Source organism: Fervidobacterium riparium, assembly GCF_025370035.1.
Classification (GTDB): Bacteria; Thermotogota; Thermotogae; order Thermotogales; family Fervidobacteriaceae; genus Fervidobacterium; species Fervidobacterium gondwanense.
In genome coordinates, this window is the sequence record NZ_CP009277.1 from 357,381 (window position 1) to 381,261 (window position 23,881).

Here is a 23,881-nt window from a genome sequence, read left to right on the forward strand (position 1 = left end):
GTATGCTTTTCTTATTCCCCATCCAAATCCGAGTAAAATAGTTCGTTTACTTCGGCTAAATCATCCGGCGAGACGTAGTCGAACCTTATAGGTGTGAATGGTGAATGTACACATTTTGGAGGTTTTTTGCCGTACATGATTACAGAAACAATTTTGTTTCTGATATACCAGTTAAGGAATTGTTCCTCATCTCCCCTACCGTCGAATTCTTGCAATCCAACCATTAGTATGTACCATATGGTCTGTTCTAAATCTTCATATGAGTATAGGTACGCTTTGTTGATTTTCCAGAAATAGCTCGTCCATCTGCGCACAAGGTGCGCATAGCTGAGAACCTTTTCGTGCCACTTTCTTGTGCTTTCTGCACAGTTGTCAACCGCTGCTTGTGGTTCTAAGTCTTCAATACTTTTGGCAATTTCCACATTAATCCCCCCACGGCTTTATGCTTCTTTTCTCTGTTTGAGGTGTTGGGTTTTTAAATATGTATACAAATGTATACTAATTATAGCAAAAAAATTTCTCCCGTGTCAAGGGAGGCTGAATTCGTATTCCAAAGATATGTATCTACTTAAGTTTATTAATACGTGGATACATCTTATTGGATATTTGTTTAAGCGGGAGGGGATGCTGATGAATCCATTCAAGATTGGCAGGTCTTACAATCCTGAAAATTTCGTTGATAGGGAACAAGAGTACGCTGAGTTGTTGGAGAGTGTTAGGAGTGGAAACAATGTTGTAGTTATCGCACCTCGGAGGTTTGGCAAGACTTGGTTTTTGCAGAAATTCGCATTAGAAAGTGGGTTTAATTGTTTGTATGTTGATTTGTTCGGTGTTTATTCGGTTAATGGGTTTGTTAGTGCATTAGTTAGACAGATTTTTGAGATTTTGCGAAGGACGGATTTGATGGCGTTTGTTGTGAATTATCTGAAAAGTTTACCTTTCAGTATTGAGCTTAATCTTGGTCTTGTCGGAATTTCTTTTTCGAAGGAAGTTGACGATGAAGCGCTTCTCAACGGATTGTACGAATTGCTGAACAAAGCGCAAAGAGAGCTCAATGAGCGGCTGGTCGTTATCTTGGACGAGTTCCAAGCCTACAAGAATATCCACAAGAATTTGGCGGAGAGTTTGAGGAGTTATTTGCAGTCCAGGGAGAACGTTGTGTTTATCTTCTCCGGTTCTTTCAAGCACATGCTCGAGCAGTTGTTTTTTGAAAGTTCTGGCATATTGTACCATTCATGTCTGAGATTCGATTTGAATTCGTTATTGCCAGAAAACGATTGTGTTGAATATCTTGTGAGGCAGTTCGGAAGAACAGGGAAGGTTATTTCTCCTGATTTGGCAAAAGAAGTTTATGCCAGGACGAAGGGACATGCGTATTATTTGCAACTGTTTGGATACGAGTTGTGGAACAGGGCTGATGGAAAGGTGAGTTTTGATGATGTGGAGCATGCGTTTTATGAGATTGTCGAGAAGGAATCTTACAACTACGATGTGTTAATTGAAACCCTTGGGTACAAGTATGTAAAAAACGCACTTAAGTTAATCGCAGAACAGTCGAGCGATTTGTTCTCATCTGAGACGTTAGAGCGATACGGTATTCCAAGTTCATCGGTACTGAGCAAGATTTTGAAAAAGCTTTCTGAGTATGGGATTGTGGAAAAGCTTGGAAGGGGCAGGTATGAGATAGTTGATCCGATTTTTGAGCAGTATGCAAGGAAGAGGTTTAGCAATTGAATGGATGGTTTTGTATGGTAGAATAATTTTAGATTTCAAAAGATTATTTGTAAAGGTGGGATGGTAGTGCGTATAGGGATAGTGTTTGGGACGAGGCCCGAGATAATCAAGGTTGCGACGGTTTATTTGAAAGCGAAGGAACTTGGTGTAGATACAGATTTCATCTGCACGGGCCAGCACAGGGAAATGGTCGATATGATGAAGGGGATATTCGGCGTTGAGTCTGATATAGATATGAACATCATGACTGCTAATCAGACACTCAACGACGTTATGTACAAAGTAGTCCACGGTTTTGAAGAGCTTTTCAAAGAGCGAAAGTACGACTGGATATTCGTCCAAGGCGATACGACGACGGCTATGGCAGCAGCCCTTGCGTCTTTCAATAAGGGTGTTAAGGTGGGGCATATAGAGGCAGGTTTGAGGAGCGGTGATTTGTACGACCCGTTCCCGGAAGAGATGAACAGAAGGGTGATTGACCAAGTTTCAGAGAAGATGTTTGCACCAACGGAAAAGTCAAAAGCGACACTTTTGAAGGAAGGTTTCGATGAAAGCAGGATATTGGTGACGGGGAATACTGTTATAGATGCGCAGATGTATGTTGTCGAGCATTTCGATTTGGATAAAGAGAGAAAGAGGATATTTGAAGATGGAGATTATTTCTTGGTCACATTGCACAGGAGAGAGAATATAGGGGAGAGAATGAGGAATATATTGAAAGCGTTGAGAAAGTTTGCTGAAAGCGAGAAGATACACCTCGTCTTTCCTGTTCACAAGAATCCAAAGGTGAGGGAGATTGTATACTCAGAACTTGACGGATGTAAATATGCGAAGTTGACCGAGCCGGTTGACTACGTGCAGCTCACTGCGTTGCTTAAAGGAGCAAAATTTGTTGCAACTGACAGCGGTGGAATTCAAGAAGAAGCACCAACGTTCGGCAAATTCGTTGTTGTATGCAGGGAGACAACGGAAAGGCCGGAACTCATTGAGAGCGGGTTCGGTGTCCTTGCTGGCACACAGACAGATGGCGTATTAAATGCGATGTACAAAGCTTTTGAATTCCAGCCAGGTGAGCTTAAAAACCCATTTGGCGATGGACATGCATCGGAGAGGATAATAAGGTCAGTGATGAAATAGGTAACTACAACGTATCTTTTTGATTATTGTTGTGTAAACAGTTGTCCGGTTTGGCTATTTTGGGCGGAAATTGGACAAATTGCGATGTTCTGATATGCATTTATGTAAAGCATTCGTCGCAAATATGGTTTTGCACTATTTTGAAAACCGGACACAAATGAGGTGATGTCAAATGAATAATGTGTTACATGACCTAATAAAATGGAGAAAAAGCTTGTGCAATTTTGTACCCATTGAAGTGACGAACAAAGAGTGGCTATACATGCTCAAAGAAGAAACTCGAAACTCAATAATGATAGAGGGAATCTTCGCAACAGAAGAAGAACTTGAAAATGCAGTTGGCGGAAGGTATAAAGCCGCAAGTGAGGTTAGCAATTATTTCCGAACTGCCAAGATGCTGTATGGAATGGCGCTTGAGTATTCGAAGACAGGTGAGTCTCCATATTTTCTTGCGTTTGTTAAGAGTGTTCATAGATTTTTATTCGATGGTTTGTTAAACGAAAAGAAGCTTGGAGCTTTTCGAAGTGGACCGATAAGGATAACTGGCGCTAAAATCAGACCTCCAGAATATGATTTGGACGACTGGATAAGATTGTGGCTTGAGTTTACAAAATATGCCTACTCAAAATTCCCTGTGCACGAAGCAACAGCTATGTCACATGTCTTTTTTGAATCGATACATCCGTTCGAGGATGGGAATGGTAGAGCTGGACGGTTATTGATGAATTTCTTTCTGATCTATAACGGATATCTGAACGTCACAATAAAAGGTGTAGAAAACGAAGACAGAAATATGTACATAAAATCTCTTGAAAGTGCAGAAAGAGGGCTTAGGAAAATTCTTCGAGAATCACCGAAAAAGCTCACAGTCGAGAACATCGAAAGTTGTTTTCGGGAATCAGATATACAGGAACTTGCTGAGATAATCGGATATGCGCTAATCGATACATATGATAAAATTATCTGTAAGACTAATGAAGAAAAGCTGATGAGTGTAGATGAGTTTTCAAGCATCATTGGCAAGTCAGCCGATGCAGTTAGGAAGATGATTGAGAGGAAGACGGTTATAGCCATAAAAATCGGTGGACGATGGGCAGTGTATCCAGAATATTTTAAATTACGGTGATTATTTGAATTCAAAAGAAGATCTTAAGGACATTTCACACCACGTCAGTTGTGAATATTTATGTGCTACTCTGACACTCTCAAATAAACGCCACGCCTCTAACAATTTGAATGCCTTCCTCGAATGTCATTCCTGCACTTTGAAGAAACAAGCGTAATTCCTTAAGTTTTTGCTTGTTGAAGCCATACAATAGTCTGCAAGAAGCAATGTGAGAAATCCAAGAAAAACGAGAAAATTTTAGTTTAGATGAGAATAAGAATTCTAAAGCCATTTCTCTGGAAAAAAAGACAGCAGAGTGGTATTGCAGATTAAACATTCAAAGTGATAAAATGCCTTTCGATAAGTGGTAAGACCACCATACCATAAGACCACAATGTGTGAAAGTCAGAATAAGATTTTGTAAATTTCCATGACATGGTTACAATGAACACAACGAGGATAAGGGAAAGAGAAAAGTTTGTGTTTTTTGGTGAAAGTAAGTTTAAAGTAACGCTTGCAGTCTTTGCAAAAGAAGATTTGGTTTTTGAACTTATCATGACCGTTTTTGATGAAGTTAGAAGAGCCGCAATGAGGGCATTTGGGTTGGATATTAACCATATCGGGATACCTCCTTATTGAGAGTATATTGGGGGGTGTCCCCTATTTAAGAAGATAATATGATTTTTGAAATTTATCAATACCTTTGGTTAACAAAATCTCAAAAAGTACTTAGTTACCAAAAACTTGTCGATAGGTGGACTAAGTATTTTTGGAATATCAACAAGTCATATTTGTATTCTTTCGAAGACCTTAGGCAAACAATCTGGTATATAACGATGGTTGGATTGAAAAGTTATGATGGAAGAGGAAACGAAGAAGACTTTCTGAATTGGTATGTGAGAAATAAAGTGATATCGGTGATAATGTACGGTAAAAAACCACCAAATTGTACAGATGCACCGTTCACACCGATGAGATTTGACTATGTATCAGATGAAGACTTGACAGAAGTAAGTGAACTATTCTATTCGGATGGAAAGGATTGAGAATACAATAAAAATCAAAAGTGGGCTATAGCCCACTTTTGTGTGTTTAAAAGTAATTTTGTAAACAATAAAAAACATTTATCCTATTTTTAAAGCTGACATTATTTTCTTTAGTAAAAAACTGTTAGTAGATGATTTCAAAATTGATTCGACTAAAATATAAACAATTCCTCCAGCTAAAATTATTAAAAAAATATTCGTAATTGGTGAAATATTAATCTTAGTTATTAAAATCAACACAAGTGATGTTACTAAACCAGATAACATATGTTTCCATATTTCGTTAAAAAGGGGTTTTAAATTGATTAGCTTCCTTACCAAAATAATTTGAACCAATGTAACTGTGAATTCCGCTATAACCGTTCCAATGACAGCCCCAAGTGATTGATATTTTGGGATAAGTATTAAATTCATCGTGAAGTTTGTTATTGCTCCAGCTATCACTGATATTGTTAAATAATTTTCCTTTTTCATTGGTACCATTATTTGTATTCCAAATAAATTGCTCCAAGAAATAAACAATATTATTGGAGTTATATATACTATCAAATCCTTAACTTTTAAAAACTTGCTTCCGAAGAAGATAGGTACAAAGTCGTTCATTGTAAATATGGTTAGAATAATTGCTAATATAGAGGCATAAGTAACAAAATCAAAAATTATTCGTGTATATTTTTGCACCTGCTCGTGTTGATTATTTGAAACAAGATTAGATACTCTTGACATCATAACGGGCCCTAGTGATGTAATTAAAGATAAAATCATTTTTACTAATCTTTGAGACATCGTATAATAGCTAACTTCTGCTTCTGTTGATAATATTCCAACCATTGTTTTATCAAGAACCACATAAACTTCTATAGCAGCAAGAGGTACAAACAATTTGAATGAACCAATTAAAGTTTGTTTGATTTTTTCAAACGAAGGCTTTGTAATGCTTAAATTTTTTGGCAAATAAAACCACATTATAATACTTCCGAAAACGTTTGATAAAACATTTATTAATGCATAAAGATAATAGTCTTCTGGTTTCTGAATAACAATAAAAATCAAGATCGTGCTTACTATTCTTACTAATAGACCTCTTGTTGTTATTTTTGAAAATTCCTCGAGCCCTGAAAACAAAAATGTGATATCTAAAAGTGTGTTTATTATGGTAAGTGATTGCATTATATATAAAGCTCTGTATTTTTCTTGACTAAAGAGTGTGAATATGATAAAAGCCAAATAAGATGCAAGTACTGTAAGTATTTTCGTATATTGTATATTCCAAAAAGTATCTCTTAATTTTTCTGGATTATCTCTGACGGATGCTATTTCTCTTGGCCCGTATAAAGTAATTCCAAGTGCCGAAAACATAACAAAATATTCAACTATTGAACCGGTGAATGCAACAGCGCCTATTCCTTCTGGATTAAGTACTCTCGTGATGTATGGAATAGTTATAAAAGGGATAATAATATTGCTAATTGTTAGTATTAAGTTGTAAACATAATTTTTGGCAATGCTCATCTTAAACTTTTCTCTCCTCAATTTTCTTCATAGCAGCCTCTATTACTTGGTCCATATTGTAATACTTGTATTCAGCTAACCTTCCAATGAATATGTATTCACCTGTTGATTCTAATTTACTTACTTCTTTCATATATTTCTCTCTCTTTTCCATGTTTTCTTGGGTCATAACTATATAATATGGTTCTCCTTCTGCTAATGGATATTCAAAACATACTGTCGTTTTCTCACTTTTCTCATCTAAAAAGTGCTTGTATTCAGTTATCCTTGTCCAATCATAGTCGTTTGGATAATTAACTACCGCCACTGGTTGATAATATTCTTTATCAATCGTTTTTAACTCAAGTCTTAACGAACGATATTCTAATTTGCCGTACATGTAGTCAAAAAATCTATCCAATTCTCCTGTATATACAGTAAGTTTTGGTTTAAATAAATCCCTTACTTCAAAGTAATCTACTCCCAACATTAATGATATATTGGGATGGTTTAGCATGTTTTCTACCATTTTCGTATATCCGTTCTTTGGTATGCCTTGATATTTATCTGAGAAATATCTATCGTCTCTGTTTGTCCTTATTGGTATCCTCTTTGCCACATCTGGTGCTAATTCTTCCGGATCTCTTTCCCATTGTTTTATTGTGTAATTTTTGAAAAACATATCATATAATCTTTCTCCGATTTGTGATACAACAACATCTCTGAAATTTTTTGGTGGATTGTTGAATTTTGATTTCTTGACTTCCTTTTCCAAAAACTCCTCAACTTCGTATGTGGCAAGTTCAATTCCGAAAACTTGAGCAATGGTATCTCTATTAATTGGGAATGGTATAAGCTTACCTTCTGCGTAACTTAGTACTTTATGTTGGTAATAATGGAATTCGCCGAATCGATTTACGAAATCCCAGACTTGTTTATTGTTGGTGTGGAATATATGTGGTCCATAGGTATGGACAGTAATGCCATTTTCATCTTTATAATCATGACAATGCCCTGCTATATGCTTATGCTTTTCAACAACAAGAACTTTATATCCCTTTTCAGCCAATATTCTTGCAGATGTTGAACCTGCTAATCCCGCTCCTATTATTAAGATATTGAACAAAATAATTCACCACCTGTATATATTTTTTTAACTTAAGTATTGAATTTTTTTAAATTTTTTTGATTATAATTTGTTGAAAAGCTTTTCTAAAGGGTATATGAAAGAACAATTTTATGATTTTTAAGTTAACAGCAATTAAATTATTTTGAAAATGTTTTTAACATCATTTACAAATTTCTGCTTTTCATTTTTTATCATTTCTCTGTACTCATCGAAGTCTTTTATGCATTCTTCATAATTTTCTAAACAGTAATTTATTGTATTAAGAATTGAGTTTATATTCTTTTTATTACATTCGAACTTGTACTTGTCAGGTATGGGCATATCCTTTGAGTTTAAAGCTGTCCCTCTTTTTCCAACAATTACGCAATTTCCTAAAATAGCTGCTTCACGAGGTGGTCTGTCTTTGCCTGGATGATTTCCAAAATCAATGTACACTTTTGATTTCAATAAATTTTCTATTACTTGTGATCTAGTCATATTTTCTAATGGAATAAATTTAAAATTTCTTTTCCCTTTTTGGACTATTTTACTAACAAACTCTGAACCTTTTCTTGGATTATATACAACGACATTTTCTTTTGAGCTAAAATTTACTTTGTTTGTAGCAATTAAAAATTCTTCATTTATGAAATCTGATAGGTAAAGAACATTTTTAATACCCTTATTTTCGAGAAATTCCTTTATCTTGTAGCTTTGTGCTAAAAAGAAATTTGCTTTTTTTATATCAGGATCTTCAATTAAATTGTAATTTGAGATAACTCTTTCTAAGTTTATACCAAACAAATCTCTTTTTAAAATTTTTTTCATTATCTTATTTAATGATCGATTTATCTTAATTGTTGTAAATGAACGGCTTAGGAAAAAATTGTCAATGCTTAAGAACCACAAAACCTTTCGTATTTTATTAAACTTATGTAAATAAGAGCAAGCACTACTAATTTCGGGTACAATTAAAACATTCTCAATACTATCTTCAACATCATTTTGGAACACGTATGGTACATTATACTTTATGTATTCACTATGAACAGGGTCATTAATTGTTGGATAATACATTACATAAGCTTCAATACTAACAGTTTCTCTTAAAACTTTGACTAGTTGGTGCAAAAGTTCAGGACCTCCTGTTGCAACTTTAGCTGGGCATGCAACGTAGACTTTAGAATTTTTATAAATTTGTATCATATTAGAGCCTCCTTTTTATTTTTAAGTTCTTCATAAATAGAAAAACTAAGGTTTTTCAAGGTTTCATTTCTCATGAAAAAATATCTTGAACTATCTTTTAACATAATTCCTCTCATACCAACTCAAATACTCCCCACTTTTTACAGATTCCAACCATTCTTTGTTTTCCAAATACCATTCTATTGTTTTTCTTATTCCTTCTTCAAAGGAAGTTTTTGGTTCCCAGCCCAATTCTTTCTTTATTTTACTCGCATCTATTGCATATCTTCTATCATGCCCTGGTCTGTCTTTTACGTGTTTTATCAAACTTTCATTTATGCCTTCATCTTTTGTTATTTCTCTCAATATTTCTATTATTTTTTTGACTATGAATATATTTTCTCTCTCATTATTCCCACCTATATTATAAACTTCGCCTATCTTTCCATTCTCAAATACCATGTCTATTGCTCTGCAATGGTCTTCAACGTATAGCCAGTCTCTTATTTGCCTTCCATCTCCGTATACCGGTAATTCTTTGTGTTCCAATGCGTTTGTTATCATCAAAGGTATTAATTTTTCTGGGAATTGATATGGTCCATAGTTATTCGAACATCTTGTTATATTAATCGGCATTTTGTACGTATCATGATATGCCTTTACCAACAAATCAGCTGCTGCTTTGCTTGCTGAATATGGGCTGTGTGGATCAAGTGGTGTTTCTTCTGTAAAATATCCAGTTGGCCCTAACGAACCGTATACTTCATCCGTTGATATTTGAAGAAATTTCTTTCCTTCTTTCCATTTATTCCCATCAAACCAATGTTTTTTTGCAACGTCAAGTAATACCTGTGTGCCAAGAACATTGGTTTTTACAAATATTTGAGGATCAAGTATAGACCTGTCTACGTGGCTTTCCGCCGCAAAGTTTATTACTCCATCGATATTGTATTCCTCAAATATATATTCTATTAGCTCTGAATTGGTTATATCACCCTTGATAAATTTAAACCTTGCTTTCTGTTCATCGGTTAGTTTTTCGAGGTTCTTCAAATTCCCAGCATATGTTAGTTTGTCAAGTCCAATTATTTTCCTATCTTTATATTTTTCAAGGTAATAATACACAAAATTACTTCCAATAAAACCTGCGCACCCTGTGACAAGTATTGTCATTTAAATTTCACCCCTTACTTTAAGAAAATCTATATATTCTTTTGTTGCTTCTTTCCAATCACGCATTGTTTTTCCAGTTGTTTCAAAATAACCAAAATTATCCAGTGTGGAATTCTTCGGTCTTTTGGCAGGAAGATTGAAATCTTCCTGCTTAGCTTTTAATAATTTTCCATTCCAGCCAATTTCTTTAAGAATAAAATCTGCCCATTCATATCTTGAACATGGTGTGTTGGTTATATGGTATATCCCATACGCTTTAAGTTTTATCAAATCATAAGTAGCTTCAGCAAGGTCTGGAGCATAGGTTGGAGCACTTATTTCATCCTCTACTATTCTTAATTCACTATTTCTCTTACTCCATTCAATGACTTTTTTAACAAAGTTTACTGGTCCATCTCCAAATACCCAACTTGTCCTAATTAAGTACCACTTTTTAGCTATTGTGGTAAGAAATCTTTCACCTAAAACTTTACTTTCGCCATATTTATTTATTGGATTAGGTGTATCGTATATAGTATACGATTCTCCTTTATCTCCTGAGAAAACATAGTCGGTTGAATAGTGAACAATTTCAGCATCTATTTCATTTGCTGCAATTGCAAGATTTCTAATCGCTAATCCATTGACAAGATAAGCATTTTTCCAATCTTGCTCAGCTTTATCAACTTGGTTATACGCTGCACAATTGATTATATGAGTTATTTCTTTGTTTTTACCAACAAATGAAAGCACTTGTTCTAATTTGGTTATATCCAACTCCTCAGTATCAGTGGCTATGTAATCTATATTATTTTTTTTGAACAATTTTTGAAAAGCTTTTCCAAGTTGACCATTAGCACCCGTTAGTAATATTTTCATACCTATCCCTGCCTATTGTTATGGATTATTTCCATATGTTTGAGTTAACAAAATCTTTGAATGTCATTAATCTCCTGTCTTTTTCAGATATTGTTAAGTCATTTCCACTAAGCCCGTATTTTTCCAATTTCCAATCTATATTCAATGTTTCATCACTCCAAATTATTCCACTATCCGATTTTGGATCGTAATATTCATCTACTTTGTAAATGATTTCTGCTTCATCTGAAAGTACCAAAAAACCGTGAGCGAAATATTTTGGAATAAACAGCATGAGTTTGTTTTCTTCCGAAAGTTCTATGGAAAAATATTGACCAAATGTTTTTGAGTTCCTTCTTAGGTCAACTGCTACGTCAAGCACTTTACCTCGTATACACCTAACTAATTTCAATTGAACATTTTCTATTTGAAAATGCAGACCTCTTAAAACTCCTTTTTTGCTCTTTGAATGATTGTCTTGCACAAAATTACAATTTATTCCTATTTCTTCAAATTCTTTCTTATTCCAGCTTTCCATGAAAAATCCCCTTGAATCTCCAAAAACCAAGGGTTCGATAACGTATAACCCTTCTATTGGTGTATCAATTTTTCTAAATTTTCCCATTTCATTCACTCCCATGGTTTATTAGTTTTTTGCGTATATTATCTTTCCTTCAGCTACTTTTCTAAGGTATTGTCCGTATTGTGATTTACCGTATTTGTCTATTGCCTTGTAAAGTTGCTCGATTGTTATCCAGCCATTCAAATAGGCTATTTCTTCTGGTGAAGCAATTATTATACCTTGCCTTTTTTGTACAGCTCTTACAAATTCCGCTGCTTCAAAAAGTGATTCAACGGTACCTGTATCAAACCATGCATATCCTCTACCCATTATTTTAACATCGAGCAAACCTTTTTCAAGGTATATCCTATTCAAATCTGTAATCTCAAGTTCATTTCGCCAAGAAGGTTTAAGTGATTTTGCGTATTCTGAAACACCAGCAGGGTAAAAATACAAACCCGTCACTGCATAATTAGACTTTGGATTTTTTGGTTTTTCTTCTATGGAAATTGCCCTGAAGTTATTATCAAATTCAACAACACCGTATCTTTCTGGATCATCAACGTAATATGCGAAAACTGTTGCACGGTAAATATTTTCATTAGCTTCTTTGAGCAATTTAGTTAAATTGTGACCATAGAATATATTGTCGCCAAGAATCATGGCAGATGGATTTGTACCTATAAATTTCTCTCCGATAATGAAAGCTTCAGCAAGGCCATTTGGTTGTGGTTGCTCAGCGTATTCAAAAGATATACCAAATTGTGAACCATTACCAAGTAATTCTTTGAATTTTGGTAAATCTTGTGGAGTGGAAATAACCAAAATTTCTCGAATACCTGCAAGCATAAGTATACTTAGGGGATAGAATATCATAGGTTTATCGTACACAGGCAATAACTGTTTACTATTTACAAGTGTCATTGGATAAAGCCTTGTTCCAGAACCACCTGCAAGAATTATTCCTTTGCGCACGGTTTCACCTTCTTTTAATATTTTCTAAAATATTTCTGATTCTTTTTATCACAGATTTGATTTTTCTTATCATAGGTTCAAGAATGAAAAATCTATAATATCTGCCAATTTTTACTAAAAATAGCCTAAACTTTCCGTAATTTCTATATTTTTCATAATAATAAAGCCCGGATTTTAGACTAAATAAGAATTTTTTCTTTTCTCCATGTTCGTTAGAAGATAACCCATGAAGGTGTTTTATATAAACATCATTTCTGTAAGCTGTTTTTTTTCTTATTAGTCTCATTTTTTCAGATAAAATTTCCTCCTCAGAGTATAAGAATGTATTTTCATCAAAAAAATCTACTTTTTTCATGCATTTTAATTTCAGCAACATGAAGCAACCAATTACTCCGTACGGGAAAATTATTTTTTTATTGTAAACTTTTTTCTTATAGTATATATAAAAAATGTAAAATATGGGGTAAAAAAGTTCACTGAATAAATTTGGTCTAATAAAATATGGACCTTGTGTTTTTCCGTTGGGGCCTATTATTCTTGGGCCAACAACACAAACGTCTTCGTTTGTTAAAATAACTTCCAAGAGTTTGTCGATAACTTCTTCTTCTAAAATGACATCGTTGTTGGCAATAATAGCATATTTATATCCTAACGAATCTGCAAGTCTTAATCCAAAATTGTTGCCTTTTGCATAACCATAATTTTTATTCAAAATGTAAAGAATAGTATTGCTGCTTCGACCTTTATCTTCAATTAGATTTTCCAAAAATTCATAACCTTCTTTCAAAATCTTCCAATTCTTTCTTTTGGCATAATCGATTAATTTTTCCTTTTCGCTATTTTCGGAACCGTTGTCTACGATTATAAAATCTGTTCTATCTTTTTCTATTTCACTGATGTTTTCAAAAGTTTTAATAGTCATTTCAGACTTATTCCAATTCAGTATTATGGTTACAATTTCTTTCAAGTTAACCACCTCTCAAAAAATATTGATATTGTTAACTAAAGTATTGATAAATTTCAAAAATCATATTATCTTCTTAAAGAGGGGACACCCCCCAATATACTCTCAATAAGGAGGTATCCCGACATGACTAATGTCCAACTCAAATGCCCTCATTGCGGCTCTTCTAACTTCATCAAAAATGGTCATGATAAATTCAAAAACCAAATCTTCTTTTGCAAAGACTGCAAGCGTTACTTTAAACTTTCTTTCACCAAAAAACACAAACTCTTCTCTTTCCCTTACCCTCGTTGTGTTCATTGTAACCATGTCATGGAAATTTACAAAATCCGCCGTTATTTCGTTCGTTTCAGATGCAGAAAGTGCAACTTCAAAACTTCTGTTCCACTTTCTCTTCCTCAGCCTGTGCCTTTCAACTTTCATCCTTTCAAATTCTTTCGCTTCCCTATCTATATCGTTCTCAAAGCTTTCATCTTGTACTTCAAATACAACCTTTCTCTTCGTGCTATTAAATCTTGCTTGAATATCAATGTCTCTCATGTCGCTATTTACAAATGGATTATCAAGTTATCTTCTGTTATTTCGCTTTTTGAGTTTGAGAATGTATTTAAAGTTCATGGTGATGAAGTCTAAATAGAGTTAATAACCGACGGACTAAAAGCGTACGAGATAGCAGTGAAACTAAATTTTGATAATGTTGAGCACAGAGAAGTAAGACTAGGTAAAAACAACGAATGTGAATCGAAATTTTCGTTATTTAAGATGTTTGTTAGAGCGAAAAGGAGCTTCAAGAAATTTAGCAACATACGGTACTATGTAAATGGTTTTTGTGTAGTAAGGAACCTATGCAAGTTATATGATTACTGCTTTATCTTTTATAATTACTCTGGTTAGTATTGTTGAAATTCGCTTTTTAATTCTCTTATATTTCTTAATCTCTTTCAAATAAATCTCTTGTATAAACTTTTTCTTTTATAACCTTTAATTCTTCATATAATCTATTTGCCACTATCAAATCACTTTCTTTTATAAACCTATCAAAGTTTTTCTCCACTTTTATACCTCTAAAGCTATCTTCTTTTATTAAAGGTTCATATATTACCATGTTTATATCTTTTTCTTTTAAAAAGTCAATAACATCTAGTATTGATGAATGTCTGAAATTATCTGAATCTTTTTTCATTGCTAATCTATATATTCCGACAACTTTTGGTTTTCTATTAGCTATCATTTCGGCAATGTGTTTTTTTCTTATAACGTTTGATTCAACAATGGCTTTTATTAAAATGTTAGGAACGCCATTTCCTAGGTAATCTGCTAGTATTTGTTTTGTGTCTTTTGGCAAACAATAGCCTCCGTAACCAAATGAAGGATTATTGTAAAAATCACCAATTCTTGGATCTGAACATACACCTTTTATTATTTCAAGTGTATTTAATCCTTTTATTTCAGCAAAGGTATCAAGTTCGTTAAAGAACGCTACTCTCATTGCCAAATACGTATTTGCAAACAATTTAACAGCTTCTGCTTCTGTTGAGCCCATTAAGAAAACTGGTACATCTTTTTTAATAGCACCTTCAAGCAAGAGCTTCGCAATTTTTTCTCCTTTTTCTGTCTTATCTCCGACAACTATTCTTGAAGGATATAAATTATCATACAGTGCCTTTCCTTCTCTTAAAAATTCTGGTGAAAATATTATTCTATCTGTACTAAACTCTTTTCTTTTTCTTTCAGTATAACCAATTGGTATTGTTGATTTTATTACAATTAAAGCATTATCATTCATTTCCAAAAAATCTTCTATTACTTCATCAACTGAAGAAGTATCAAAATAATTTGTTTCAGGATTATAATCAGTAGGTGTAGCCACAAAAACAACCTCAGTATTTTTGTATGCCAATTCTTTATTAGTTGTAACTGTAAGATTTAAATTTTTATTTTTTAAGTATTCGATTATTTCGTTGTCTTTTATAGGAGAAATCTTGTTGTTTATCTTTTCAACTTTATCCTCTGAAATATCTAAACCTATTACTTCATGATTTTGAGATAAAAGTATAGCTAATGACAATCCTACGTATCCTAGACCTACTACTGTGATTTTCATTTTAAGCCCTCCTAAATTATTTTTTCGTAATCTCCATAATTTTTGTCTAAAAATTTATCATTCATAAAATAGTTATGAATATATCTAGGCCTTAAATCATAATAATATTCTATACTTTCTTTGGCTATATTTTCATAAGATAAAATATTAATCATTTTTTGTGTTTCTTCACTCATCTTTTGCATCAATCCTTTATTTTGCACAATTATTTTTATCTTATCATAGATTTCCTTAACTGAATTGCTAAATAAATACATTCCGTTATTGTCTATAAAGTGGGCTGTTGAACCGTAATACCTTAATATAAGAATATTCCCTGCAGCTAGAGCATCTTCTATTAAAGTTGTATGTTGAGTATTCCATATAGCAATGTCAGACATTTTTAAAATTTCTAAAGTTTCTTTCCTATTTTTCCACCCCATGTATATTATGTTGTTATTTAATCTTGCTAGGTTTTCTACCTCTTTATCAAGTATCTTGCCAATAATTAGTAACTTTATATTACTTAATTCTTCACAAAGCATATTAAAAGCCTTTAGAATATTTGACATTTTCTTTTCAGGAGTTATTTTTCCACCAGTAATAATTAAAACATCCTCATCTTTAAAACCATACTTTTGTCTCAGAGCGGACTTTGAGTCGGGAGGGATATTTCTTAAATCCAATCCAATAGGTAAAAGTCTAACTTTGTTTTCTGGTGCGCCTAGATATTTAACTGGAAATTCACATCTTAAAGGAGTTACTCCAAAGATAACGTTGATATCTTTGTATAATCCCTTTAGCAAACTTTTCCAAAGGAATTCGTAATATCCTATTCTCCAAAATATATTTCTTCCGGAAATATTAATATCGGAGTGATTGTCTACGGCCAAAAAAGTACCATAATTGCGTTTATACTTTGCTGCGGTAAATAATGATGGAGAAGTCAAACCGTGGTGAAAAATGTAGTCTGGCCTTTCTTCTTTTAGAGTTTCATAAAGTCCTTTGAAAAGAACAAAACGACCTTTAAATTCACCTTTTGTAGGTAATCTTATTATTTTTACATTGTTGTCAATATAATTTTTTACACCCACAATACGTTTATCTAAAGGCACAAAAGCAGACATTCTGTCTGAAGTTATGTGAACCACTTCATGACCAAGCAATGCTTGATAATAAGGTAATATATTTTCCTGGTAACCATAACCATCATTATAATATTGGGAAATATGAACTATTTTCATTATCTCACCTCAATAAACTTTTCAATAAACTTCATCCAGCCCCATTTCAAAAACTTTTTTATAAGAAAATAATAGTTCTTTTCTACACCAACAATTTTTAGTGCTTTGTGCTTATCATAGACAAAGTTATTTCTTATCAAATACTGGTTAAGCCAAAGTAAACCAGACATTTTTTCAAAAGGTAAATGTAAAATCTCAAGATTTATATCTTTTTTCTAGATTATTGTCTTTAAAAGTCAACCATATTCTTTTCAAAGAATCATTAACTTCAATTCCCTTTGCTCCATCAATTAAATATGAGAAAAGGTAAGACAAATAATGTTCTTCTGTTAAAAAGCCATCTTTAGGAAATATTGACAAAAACTTTTCAAAAAATGAGTCTAGAAAATCTCCTCTTAAGTATAAAAATTCTCCTCCAACTAGTTTGAAGTTTTTATATTTGAGATACTTCTTATCTATTCCATTGAAATCAGTTAATCAAACTCCATTTTTAATATATTCTTCAGAAATATCATAATAAGCATAATGATAGTCATCAAAACCTAAATCATTAAGATTTCCATGAGTTAAGACATCGTTATCAAAAAAGAAGTATTTACAAGTTTTCTCATTATTTTTGTAGAAATATTCAATAGCATCAAATAAATACATGGAACCTGCCCACTTTTCTTGTTTTGGGTTAACAAATTTGCTTTCTTTGCATATAAATTTTATATTTTTTTCTCACAAAATTCTTTGAAATCAAAATTTTTTATATAGTTTATACTATGTACCGCGAGGTTGTAAGGCTGTACTCAATCCGGAGGTGATTCCTTTGGCTATTTTAGCTATTGATGTCTCAAAGAACTATCTTTCTTTCTTTTCTGATTTCATCGGTAGTGGGACTGTTGAGAACTCTCCTCAAGGCATTGTTGAACTTTTTAACAAAGCTTTTGCTTCTTCTTCCGATTTTTCTCTTGTCCTTGAATCAACTGGTGTTTTTTCTTTTAATGTCGCTAACTTCTTCTTTCAAAACAACGTACCTGTCTTTTGGGTTAAAACTGATAACATTAAGCTCTATCGCAAAATTCTCAATCGTCCTAAAACTGACAAAATCGATGCTGAACTTATTTTCTCTATCGCTTCTAAATTTCCTGAGTCTTTAGTCCCTTTTGTCAATAACTCATATATCATCTCTGAGCTTCGTAATCTCACCAGACTTTATTTAAAGTTCAACGAAGATATCGCTCGATTGAAACTTAGGCTCTATTCGTATGTTTCTCTTTATTTCCCTAAACTTGACTTTAAACTAAATAAGACTTTCGAATGCCTGCTTAAAGATTATACAATCGAAGAAATCGCAAACATGCCAATTGAAGAGTTATTTGAATATATTGCGAAAATTTCCAGACACAATGTCTCTTCACAAGTCTTAGCAGAAAAACTCCAAACTCTTGCTAAAGATGCCTTGAGGTTGTCTGTTAATCCTTCAAACACTCTGAGAATATCTATTGTTTCCACTATCGATTTGATACAGCACTATGAAAAACAAATCGAACTAGTAAAGAAAGAAATAAGTAAATTACTTAAAGTAATTCCGAACACACTAACAACAGTCAAAGGGATAGGAGAAATAACTGCAGCTGGAATTATAGCCGAAATAGGAGACATCAATCGTTTCGAAAAAGCCTCAGCGTTAGCATCATACGCAGGGCTTGTATGGACAATCAATCAAAGTGGAAATTACAAATCAGAAAACAACCAACTAACGAAAAAAGGGAACAAGTATCTAAGAACATACCTAGTAATGGCAGCGAACGGAGTAAAGACATACGATCCTGTATACAAAGAATATTATCGCAAAAAGTACGCAGAAGCAACAACACACAAACACATGAGAGCGCTAATATTAACTGCAAGGAAATTAGTAAATTTAGTGTATTATTTACTAAAGAACAACGTACCGTATGTACCGATGAAATAGGTAAAAAGAACGAAATCAAGTATGTGAAGAATGAAAGTGAAATATTAAGTTATTGAAAGTCAAAGTGTTGACTAGGTTTTTTATTTTTCTATTTTTTCTCCTCTTGACTTATTACCGGAAATCTTCTATTAATATTTTCATTATTTTTACCTCCTATCACCACAATATTTTTGTCAACTAAATTATTGAAAAAACTGTTACTTTTTTTAAAATATATGGTCCTATTTAAAATTTTCTGATTTCTTGACAAAATTATTAAATTTTAATGATGTACACTTTTTTCTTACATAATTTTCAGTTGGTAAAAAACTATTTTTGAATGATCTTGTTGAAAATATTCACATGTTCTTGAGCCATTTTCTCTATTGTATATTCTTTTATTTTTAAGATATTGTTTTTAGACATATTGTTAAATAATTCCTGATTGTTCAAAATCAAAGATATTTTTTCAGCGATTTCTTCTGCATTATCCACATGGCAAATGAAACCATTTTCACCATTTTTAACCAGTTCAAGTCCTGCAATGCACTTGTTTGTAGTAATAATAGGCAGTGCATTTGCCATAGCTTCGTTAATCACTAAGCCCCATATATCCTCTCTTGTAGGAAGAACGAAAATATCACTAGCAATATAATACTTTTTCAGTTCTTCTTTGGTTTTGAATTCTATAAAATGTATATGATCTTTCAAACCAAGTTTTTCAACTAATTCTGTATATTCTTTTAATGGCTTGCCACCAACGATATATACGCCTCTATATTTTTATCAAGTTTTGAAGTAGCTTTTATTAAAATATCAAAACCCTTTCTATATATGAATTGCCCAACTGAAAGAACAATCTTATCTTCCAAAATGCCTAATTTATTTCTGAGTTCTATTTTCTCTTCGATCGTGGGTATATGACTAAGAATATCACTTTGTCTTATAGAAGTAAATGGATAAGTAAATATTCTATCCTCTTTTGCACCATAATACTTTAAAGTTTCTTTAGTAAATTTTCCCGAACAAATCCAATAATTAGCATTGGAGATTAACCATGTCTTAATTTTTTTCTTCAACTTTGACTCGTTTTCCCTTATAAATGCACCGTCAGCATTAAGAATAAAAGGAATTTTTCTGATTCTCAAGTATAATTCAGATAAAATGGATGTTGGAGTTGAATAACCTCCGAGAACTATTATATCAAAGTCTTGGTTAATAAATTTTAAAATTTTAAAGCTTAAAGACGAATCAACTCCTGCTCTTATTCCATTCAAAAAATAAGCTTTAAAGTTTTTAAAATTTAATTTGTGCCAAATTTTCTCTCTATCCTTTGCATGTGTTCTTTCAAATACAACAGTCAAATCCACATTTTTACCCAACTCTTCAAAAAAATCCACACGATAAGGACTCGGAACGTTCGTTATGAATAAAACTTTCAAATAAAGCACCTCCAGGATTATCTTTTGGATTATTAAAATAATTCAAAAATTGCTAGAAAAATTATGAGAAAATTCCTGAACAAGGCTAGCGAGTCTTTTGTAGTACGCTTTTCAAATTTTCTTTTTTATATTTTCAGACGAAAATTATTTTCATATATAATTTTCCATGTAAAATAAACCGAAGCCAAGATACCCATTGAATAGGCAAAGGAACTAAGTAAGTCACCACGTAAGATGAAAATTTCAAGACCTATAAAGAAAAGATAGTAAACTTTTCTCCAGTCGCTTAAGTTCTCTTTAGAATGCCAGAAAAATTTATCATAGATTGCATTTGTAAATGAAAGAATAATTACAAATAAGAACACACCAAATATTCCAAAATTTATATATCCTTCACCAAAGAAATTCATTGAAATATTAGACCAAGTAAATTTGTAAGTATTTGCTAAAAGACTGCCACTTCCAACTGATTTATTAGTCCACAATGACCTCGGAACGAAAAATAAAAGAACTGTTAAAAGCTGTTTGCCGTAAGTAATATAATTTTCTTTCACAACTTTCATAAACATTTGGAAGGAATCAAAGTCTCCCGCTAAGAAGCTATATTTCAGATTTAAGTTTAAATTCCAAGTAACGTTACTTCTAAAGTTATTTAAAAATGGGAAAAATATTAAAAAAGCTAAAATAAGAAGATTGTTGAAGAGCATATATTTTTTAAAAAAGCTCCTTATATATACCAGTAAAATTGCGATATAAAGAGTGCCAGTATAATATCTTGCTTCTGACGTAGGGAAATTTGAAATAAGTACTAGTAACAATAGTAAGGATTCAATAAACTTATTATTCTGTTCCATAGTTTTGTAATAAATAAAAAGTATCACAGGGATAGGTCTTATAAAATTAGAAAAAATTAACATCAAGCTTCTTTCTTCAAACTTATGGGTTACAAAAGCTCTAAATAAAAGTGAGTTAATATTAAAGTTAAAATAGTACATTACAAAAAATGTAGTAATCAAAGAAAATAAAAAGATAGTAACCGTTTTGCTCCTAGGATTATATAACTTTCTATTTGTTGCTCTTGGTTTGTATTTTAATTTCGAAAATAAGTAATAGAAAGTTTGGTATGAAATCAGTATGAATATTATTAGTAAGTTAGTCCTAAAATAATCTTCGTCATTAAAATCGCCCATATTCCAAAATACTACGTTATATTTGTATTGAAAGGCAGGGGCAATGCCGAAAAATATGAGCGAAAATGTATAGAAAATTTTATTTAGACTGAAGTTATATCTATCACCAAAAACCAAGAAAAACACGCTGATTATAGTTATTATAAGATTAGTAAACATAACTCCAAAATTATTTTTATAACCAACTTCAGAATATATTTCATAAATTACGAAGAGCGCTATAAAAATCCATAATGCATAATTAATTAATTTTCTTTTGTTCATGGATTATATCCTCCATCAAAGAGTATAATATTCAGACAATTTATTGTATAGATTCAAGTAACTATTAAAATTTAAACACTTATTAAATAATTTTGTAGCTCTATCCCTACAATATTGACTATATTTTTTCTTTCCAGCCAATTTTACTATTTTTATTTTTTCATATAAGTCGTTAACATTTCCTTTCTCAATAATGAATCCAGTATTCTCATCTATTGTTTCTACACTTCCACCAGTGTTAAAAGTTATCACAGGAGTTCCACAAGATAAAGCTTCTAAGTTTACAGTTGGAAAATTGTCTTCCAATGTTGGATTAACAAAAACATCAGCGCCTGAATATATTTCTACTAGTTCTTCTACACTATTTGTCCTTTCAATTCCAATTATATTATATGGCATTTCCTTCAATTGTTTTTTATTCAATCCAACCAAAACTATTACCTCATCCTTATCTAAAGTTTTTGACAATTCAATAAAATACTTTAACCCCTTTCTTTCCTCCCAAATGTTGGCAACTCCAAGTATAACAAATTTTCCTTCTAAATTGTACTTCTTTCTGAAATTGCCTTGAGTTGGTTTAAAAACGTTCGTGTCTATTCCGTTTGGAATAACTTCTATGGGATATTCTTTAAGAAATGATTGTTTAACTAAATTTGCAAGCCATTGTGAAGGAGTAACTATTACCATTTTCTTTAAACCAGTAAAAATCATTTTTTTCATTTCATAATTTTTCTTTGAGTTATCCAAAATATAACTTTTAGGATATCTATTTTTTTGTGGGCAGTTAAAACAGCCAGTTTTCCATTTTTCGCAACCTATATAATCAAAATGTGAACAATGACCTGTGAATGCCCAACAATCGTGAAGAGTCCATACTACTTGTTTGTTTTTTTCCTTGAGATAGTCAAATAGAAGCTTTATGTTTATATAATAACCATGGATATTGTGTAAGTGAATTATATCTGGATTTATTCTTTCCAATTCCTTTAAAAATTTAATTGTTGCACGTTTTGAGCCCAATCCATGTAAATCAAAAATTCTTGTTAAGGCAACGTGCGAATAGACATCAAATTTAGAGCCTATTTGAATAGCTTCTGGACAATTTTTGGCAGGTGATCGACCATATGCTATGTAACTCTCGTGTCCAGAGTTTAAAAGTGTTTTATGTATATCTAAAACTATTCGTCCTGTACTACCTATTCCACAGACTGAGTTTATTTGTAAGACTTTCATAAAACCTCCTAGCAATTATACTTTTTTAATACATTTCTCAGTACTCTTGCCAAACAACTCTTTTTACATAATCAGTATACGATAAAATAATTCTCAATACTTTTTCAGAAACATTATCAACATCATAGTCTTTTGTTATTCTTATTGTGCCATCTTTTTGTTCTTCTAGTATTTCAAGCCCTTGCAATATTCTTTCTTTATTTAAACCGACCATCATTACAGTTGCTTCTTCCATCGCTTCTGGGCGTTCATGAGCTTCTCTTATATTAAGCGCTCTTAATCCTAAAATAGATGTTTCTTCACTAATCGTACCACTATCGCTTAAAACTGCTTTTGCACATATTTGAAGTTTCACGTAATCTGAAAAACTTAGTGGTTTTAAAAGCTTAACAAGTTCATTGAATTGAATTTTCTTCTGTTCTATCATTTTTCTAGTTCTTGGGTGTGTACTGAAAATGATGGGTAATTGATATTTTTCTGCAATACTATTTACACTTTCAACAAACATATAAAAATGTTTCTCGTCATTTATGTTTTCTTCTCTATGCGAAGAGAGAACAAAGTATTTACCTTCATCCAAATTTAATTGTTCAAGAATTTTTGAATTTTGTATTTTATGCCAATTTTTCATTATGACTTCTTTCATTGGGCTTCCTGTTTTTATTATTCTGTCTGATGGAAATCCTTCACGGATGAGATATTCTCGGGAAATGCTACTGTATGTTAGATTAATATCTGCAATGTGGTCAACAATTTTCCTGTTTATCTCTTCTGGGACTCTTTGATCGAAACACCTGTTACCTGCTTCCATATGGAATATTGGTATTTTTCTTCTCTTGGCAGCTATAGCCGAAAGACAGCTATTTGTGTCTCCGAGTACCAAAAAAGCATCTGGTTTTTCTTTTTCAAGAATAGGATCTATTTTTAATAATATATTTCCTATCGTTTCTACAGGGGAACCTATGGCCGCATTTAAGAAGTAGTCTGGTTTTCTTATTTCTAAGTCTTCAAAGAATACTTGATTTAGTTCGTAGTCATAATTCTGACCAGTGTGAACTAATATGTGTTCAACAGCACTGCACGAATCTAATCTTTTAATAACTTCAGACAGCCTGATTATTTCAGGTCTTGTGCCAACTACTGTCATAACTTTAAGCTTTTTCATT

Annotated in this window: 22 protein-coding genes and 1 pseudogene; 6 read left to right on the plus strand and 17 right to left on the minus strand. The window is 32.3% G+C overall.

From position 1 onward, the window contains the following. Positions 1–11 precede the first annotated feature (11 nt). The gene (locus IB67_RS01590) at positions 12–422 is read right to left on the minus strand and encodes a hypothetical protein (RefSeq protein ID WP_014451303.1); all 411 of its coding nucleotides are present in this window, start codon (positions 420–422) and stop codon (positions 12–14) included. A gap of 208 nt (positions 423–630) precedes the next feature. On the opposite strand from IB67_RS01590, the gene IB67_RS01595 reads away from it, so the two are divergent. The 3 genes from IB67_RS01595 to IB67_RS01605 all read left to right on the plus strand — a co-directional run bounded on the left by IB67_RS01595 (position 631) and on the right by IB67_RS01605 (position 3,997). Further along, positions 631–1,734: an AAA family ATPase gene (locus tag IB67_RS01595; protein ID WP_072757219.1), complete on the plus strand. Its 1,104-nt coding sequence runs from the start codon at positions 631–633 to the stop codon at positions 1,732–1,734. Positions 1,735–1,800: 66 nt separating this feature from the next. Continuing rightward, complete coding sequence (gene wecB / locus IB67_RS01600; protein ID WP_072757217.1) at positions 1,801–2,871, plus strand: non-hydrolyzing UDP-N-acetylglucosamine 2-epimerase; 1,071 nt, start codon at positions 1,801–1,803, stop codon at positions 2,869–2,871. A gap of 172 nt (positions 2,872–3,043) precedes the next feature. After that, positions 3,044–3,997, plus strand: a complete 954-nt coding sequence (locus IB67_RS01605) for a Fic family protein (RefSeq protein WP_072757215.1) — start codon at positions 3,044–3,046, stop codon at positions 3,995–3,997. 384 nt (positions 3,998–4,381) lie between these two features. Here IB67_RS01605 and IB67_RS01610 read toward each other — a convergent pair whose 3' ends face one another. Then, positions 4,382–4,594: a transposase gene (locus tag IB67_RS01610; protein WP_498875372.1), complete on the minus strand. Its 213-nt coding sequence runs from the start codon at positions 4,592–4,594 to the stop codon at positions 4,382–4,384. A gap of 59 nt (positions 4,595–4,653) precedes the next feature. Here IB67_RS01610 and IB67_RS01615 point away from each other — a divergent pair, with 59 nt between their 5' ends. Further along, entirely contained in the window at positions 4,654–5,022 is a 369-nt protein-coding gene (locus tag IB67_RS01615) for a hypothetical protein (RefSeq protein ID WP_498875373.1), read from the plus strand. Positions 5,023–5,100: 78 nt separating this feature from the next. On the opposite strand, the gene IB67_RS01620 is transcribed toward IB67_RS01615, so the two are convergent. The 8 genes from IB67_RS01620 to IB67_RS01655 all read right to left on the minus strand — a co-directional run bounded on the left by IB67_RS01620 (position 5,101) and on the right by IB67_RS01655 (position 13,320). Then, positions 5,101–6,534 (minus strand): flippase, encoded by a 1,434-nt coding sequence (locus IB67_RS01620; protein WP_498875374.1) that lies wholly within the window; start codon positions 6,532–6,534, stop codon positions 5,101–5,103. 1 nt (position 6,535) lies between these two features. After that, on the minus strand, positions 6,536–7,639 hold the full coding sequence (glf, locus tag IB67_RS01625; protein ID WP_498875375.1) for a UDP-galactopyranose mutase: 1,104 nt from the start codon (positions 7,637–7,639) through the stop codon (positions 6,536–6,538). A gap of 135 nt (positions 7,640–7,774) precedes the next feature. Next, positions 7,775–8,827, minus strand: a complete 1,053-nt coding sequence (locus tag IB67_RS01630; RefSeq protein WP_498875376.1) for a hypothetical protein — start codon at positions 8,825–8,827, stop codon at positions 7,775–7,777. Between the two features lie 90 nt (positions 8,828–8,917). After that, on the minus strand, positions 8,918–9,979 hold the full coding sequence (gene rfbB, locus IB67_RS01635) for a dTDP-glucose 4,6-dehydratase (RefSeq protein ID WP_498875377.1): 1,062 nt from the start codon (positions 9,977–9,979) through the stop codon (positions 8,918–8,920). After that, positions 9,980–10,837, minus strand: a complete 858-nt coding sequence (gene rfbD / locus IB67_RS01640) for a dTDP-4-dehydrorhamnose reductase (RefSeq protein ID WP_498875378.1) — start codon at positions 10,835–10,837, stop codon at positions 9,980–9,982. Positions 10,838–10,862: 25 nt separating this feature from the next. Beyond that, the gene (gene rfbC / locus IB67_RS01645) at positions 10,863–11,441 is read right to left on the minus strand and encodes a dTDP-4-dehydrorhamnose 3,5-epimerase (RefSeq protein WP_498875379.1); all 579 of its coding nucleotides are present in this window, start codon (positions 11,439–11,441) and stop codon (positions 10,863–10,865) included. Between the two features lie 21 nt (positions 11,442–11,462). Next, complete coding sequence (rfbA, locus tag IB67_RS01650) at positions 11,463–12,353, minus strand: glucose-1-phosphate thymidylyltransferase RfbA (protein WP_498875380.1); 891 nt, start codon at positions 12,351–12,353, stop codon at positions 11,463–11,465. A 4-nt stretch (positions 12,354–12,357) separates the two neighbouring features. Further along, positions 12,358–13,320: a glycosyltransferase gene (locus tag IB67_RS01655; protein ID WP_498875381.1), complete on the minus strand. Its 963-nt coding sequence runs from the start codon at positions 13,318–13,320 to the stop codon at positions 12,358–12,360. Positions 13,321–13,443: 123 nt separating this feature from the next. On the opposite strand from IB67_RS01655, the pseudogene IB67_RS01660 reads away from it, so the two are divergent. Beyond that, a pseudogene (locus IB67_RS01660) lies at positions 13,444–14,211 on the plus strand (DDE-type integrase/transposase/recombinase). 37 nt (positions 14,212–14,248) lie between these two features. Here IB67_RS01660 and IB67_RS01665 read toward each other — a convergent pair. Further along, positions 14,249–15,421 carry a nucleotide sugar dehydrogenase gene (locus tag IB67_RS01665; protein ID WP_498875382.1) on the minus strand — a complete coding sequence of 391 codons (1,173 nt, stop codon included), beginning with the start codon at positions 15,419–15,421 and terminating at the stop codon, positions 14,249–14,251. Between the two features lie 11 nt (positions 15,422–15,432). Beyond that, a complete protein-coding gene (locus IB67_RS01670) occupies positions 15,433–16,644 on the minus strand; it encodes a glycosyltransferase family 4 protein (protein ID WP_498875383.1) in 1,212 nt (403 codons plus the stop codon). A gap of 814 nt (positions 16,645–17,458) precedes the next feature. Here IB67_RS01670 and IB67_RS01675 point away from each other — a divergent pair. Then, the gene (locus tag IB67_RS01675) at positions 17,459–18,607 is read left to right on the plus strand and encodes an IS110 family RNA-guided transposase (RefSeq protein WP_164542215.1); all 1,149 of its coding nucleotides are present in this window, start codon (positions 17,459–17,461) and stop codon (positions 18,605–18,607) included. A gap of 309 nt (positions 18,608–18,916) precedes the next feature. On the opposite strand, the gene IB67_RS01680 is transcribed toward IB67_RS01675, so the two are convergent. From IB67_RS01680 to wecB (IB67_RS01700), 5 genes are all read right to left on the minus strand, one after another. Continuing rightward, positions 18,917–19,297, minus strand: a complete 381-nt coding sequence (locus IB67_RS01680) for a glycosyltransferase family 4 protein (RefSeq protein ID WP_498875384.1) — start codon at positions 19,295–19,297, stop codon at positions 18,917–18,919. Positions 19,298–19,329: 32 nt separating this feature from the next. Continuing rightward, complete coding sequence (locus IB67_RS01685; protein ID WP_498875385.1) at positions 19,330–20,028, minus strand: glycosyltransferase family protein; 699 nt, start codon at positions 20,026–20,028, stop codon at positions 19,330–19,332. A 125-nt stretch (positions 20,029–20,153) separates the two neighbouring features. Further along, positions 20,154–21,482, minus strand: coding sequence for a hypothetical protein (locus IB67_RS01690; protein ID WP_498875386.1), 1,329 nt, complete (start codon positions 21,480–21,482; stop codon positions 20,154–20,156). A 15-nt stretch (positions 21,483–21,497) separates the two neighbouring features. After that, positions 21,498–22,715, minus strand: a complete 1,218-nt coding sequence (locus IB67_RS01695) for a glycosyltransferase family 4 protein (RefSeq protein WP_498875387.1) — start codon at positions 22,713–22,715, stop codon at positions 21,498–21,500. Between the two features lie 37 nt (positions 22,716–22,752). Continuing rightward, on the minus strand, positions 22,753–23,880 hold the full coding sequence (gene wecB / locus IB67_RS01700; protein WP_498875388.1) for a non-hydrolyzing UDP-N-acetylglucosamine 2-epimerase: 1,128 nt from the start codon (positions 23,878–23,880) through the stop codon (positions 22,753–22,755). Between the last annotated feature and the right edge of the window lies 1 nt (position 23,881).

What these genes read in the sequence shown, in the direction of transcription:
- IB67_RS01595 (WP_072757219.1), top strand. Translation starts at nt 631, where the DNA reads ATGAATCCATTCAAGATTGGCAGGTCTTACAATCCTGAAAATTTCGTT.
- IB67_RS01605 (WP_072757215.1), top strand. Translation starts at nt 3,044, where the DNA reads ATGAATAATGTGTTACATGACCTAATAAAATGGAGAAAAAGCTTGTGC.
- IB67_RS01610 (WP_498875372.1), bottom strand. Translation starts at nt 4,594, where the DNA reads ATGGTTAATATCCAACCCAAATGCCCTCATTGCGGCTCTTCTAACTTC.
- IB67_RS01615 (WP_498875373.1), top strand. Translation starts at nt 4,654, where the DNA reads ATGATTTTTGAAATTTATCAATACCTTTGGTTAACAAAATCTCAAAAA.
- IB67_RS01620 (WP_498875374.1), bottom strand. Translation starts at nt 6,534, where the DNA reads ATGAGCATTGCCAAAAATTATGTTTACAACTTAATACTAACAATTAGC.
- IB67_RS01630 (WP_498875376.1), bottom strand. Translation starts at nt 8,827, where the DNA reads ATGATACAAATTTATAAAAATTCTAAAGTCTACGTTGCATGCCCAGCT.
- rfbB (WP_498875377.1), bottom strand. Translation starts at nt 9,979, where the DNA reads ATGACAATACTTGTCACAGGGTGCGCAGGTTTTATTGGAAGTAATTTT.
- rfbD (WP_498875378.1), bottom strand. Translation starts at nt 10,837, where the DNA reads ATGAAAATATTACTAACGGGTGCTAATGGTCAACTTGGAAAAGCTTTT.
- rfbC (WP_498875379.1), bottom strand. Translation starts at nt 11,441, where the DNA reads ATGGGAAAATTTAGAAAAATTGATACACCAATAGAAGGGTTATACGTT.
- IB67_RS01665 (WP_498875382.1), bottom strand. Translation starts at nt 15,421, where the DNA reads ATGAAAATCACAGTAGTAGGTCTAGGATACGTAGGATTGTCATTAGCT.
- IB67_RS01670 (WP_498875383.1), bottom strand. Translation starts at nt 16,644, where the DNA reads ATGAAAATAGTTCATATTTCCCAATATTATAATGATGGTTATGGTTAC.
- IB67_RS01690 (WP_498875386.1), bottom strand. Translation starts at nt 21,482, where the DNA reads ATGAACAAAAGAAAATTAATTAATTATGCATTATGGATTTTTATAGCG.
- IB67_RS01695 (WP_498875387.1), bottom strand. Translation starts at nt 22,715, where the DNA reads ATGAAAGTCTTACAAATAAACTCAGTCTGTGGAATAGGTAGTACAGGA.
- wecB (WP_498875388.1), bottom strand. Translation starts at nt 23,880, where the DNA reads ATGAAAAAGCTTAAAGTTATGACAGTAGTTGGCACAAGACCTGAAATA.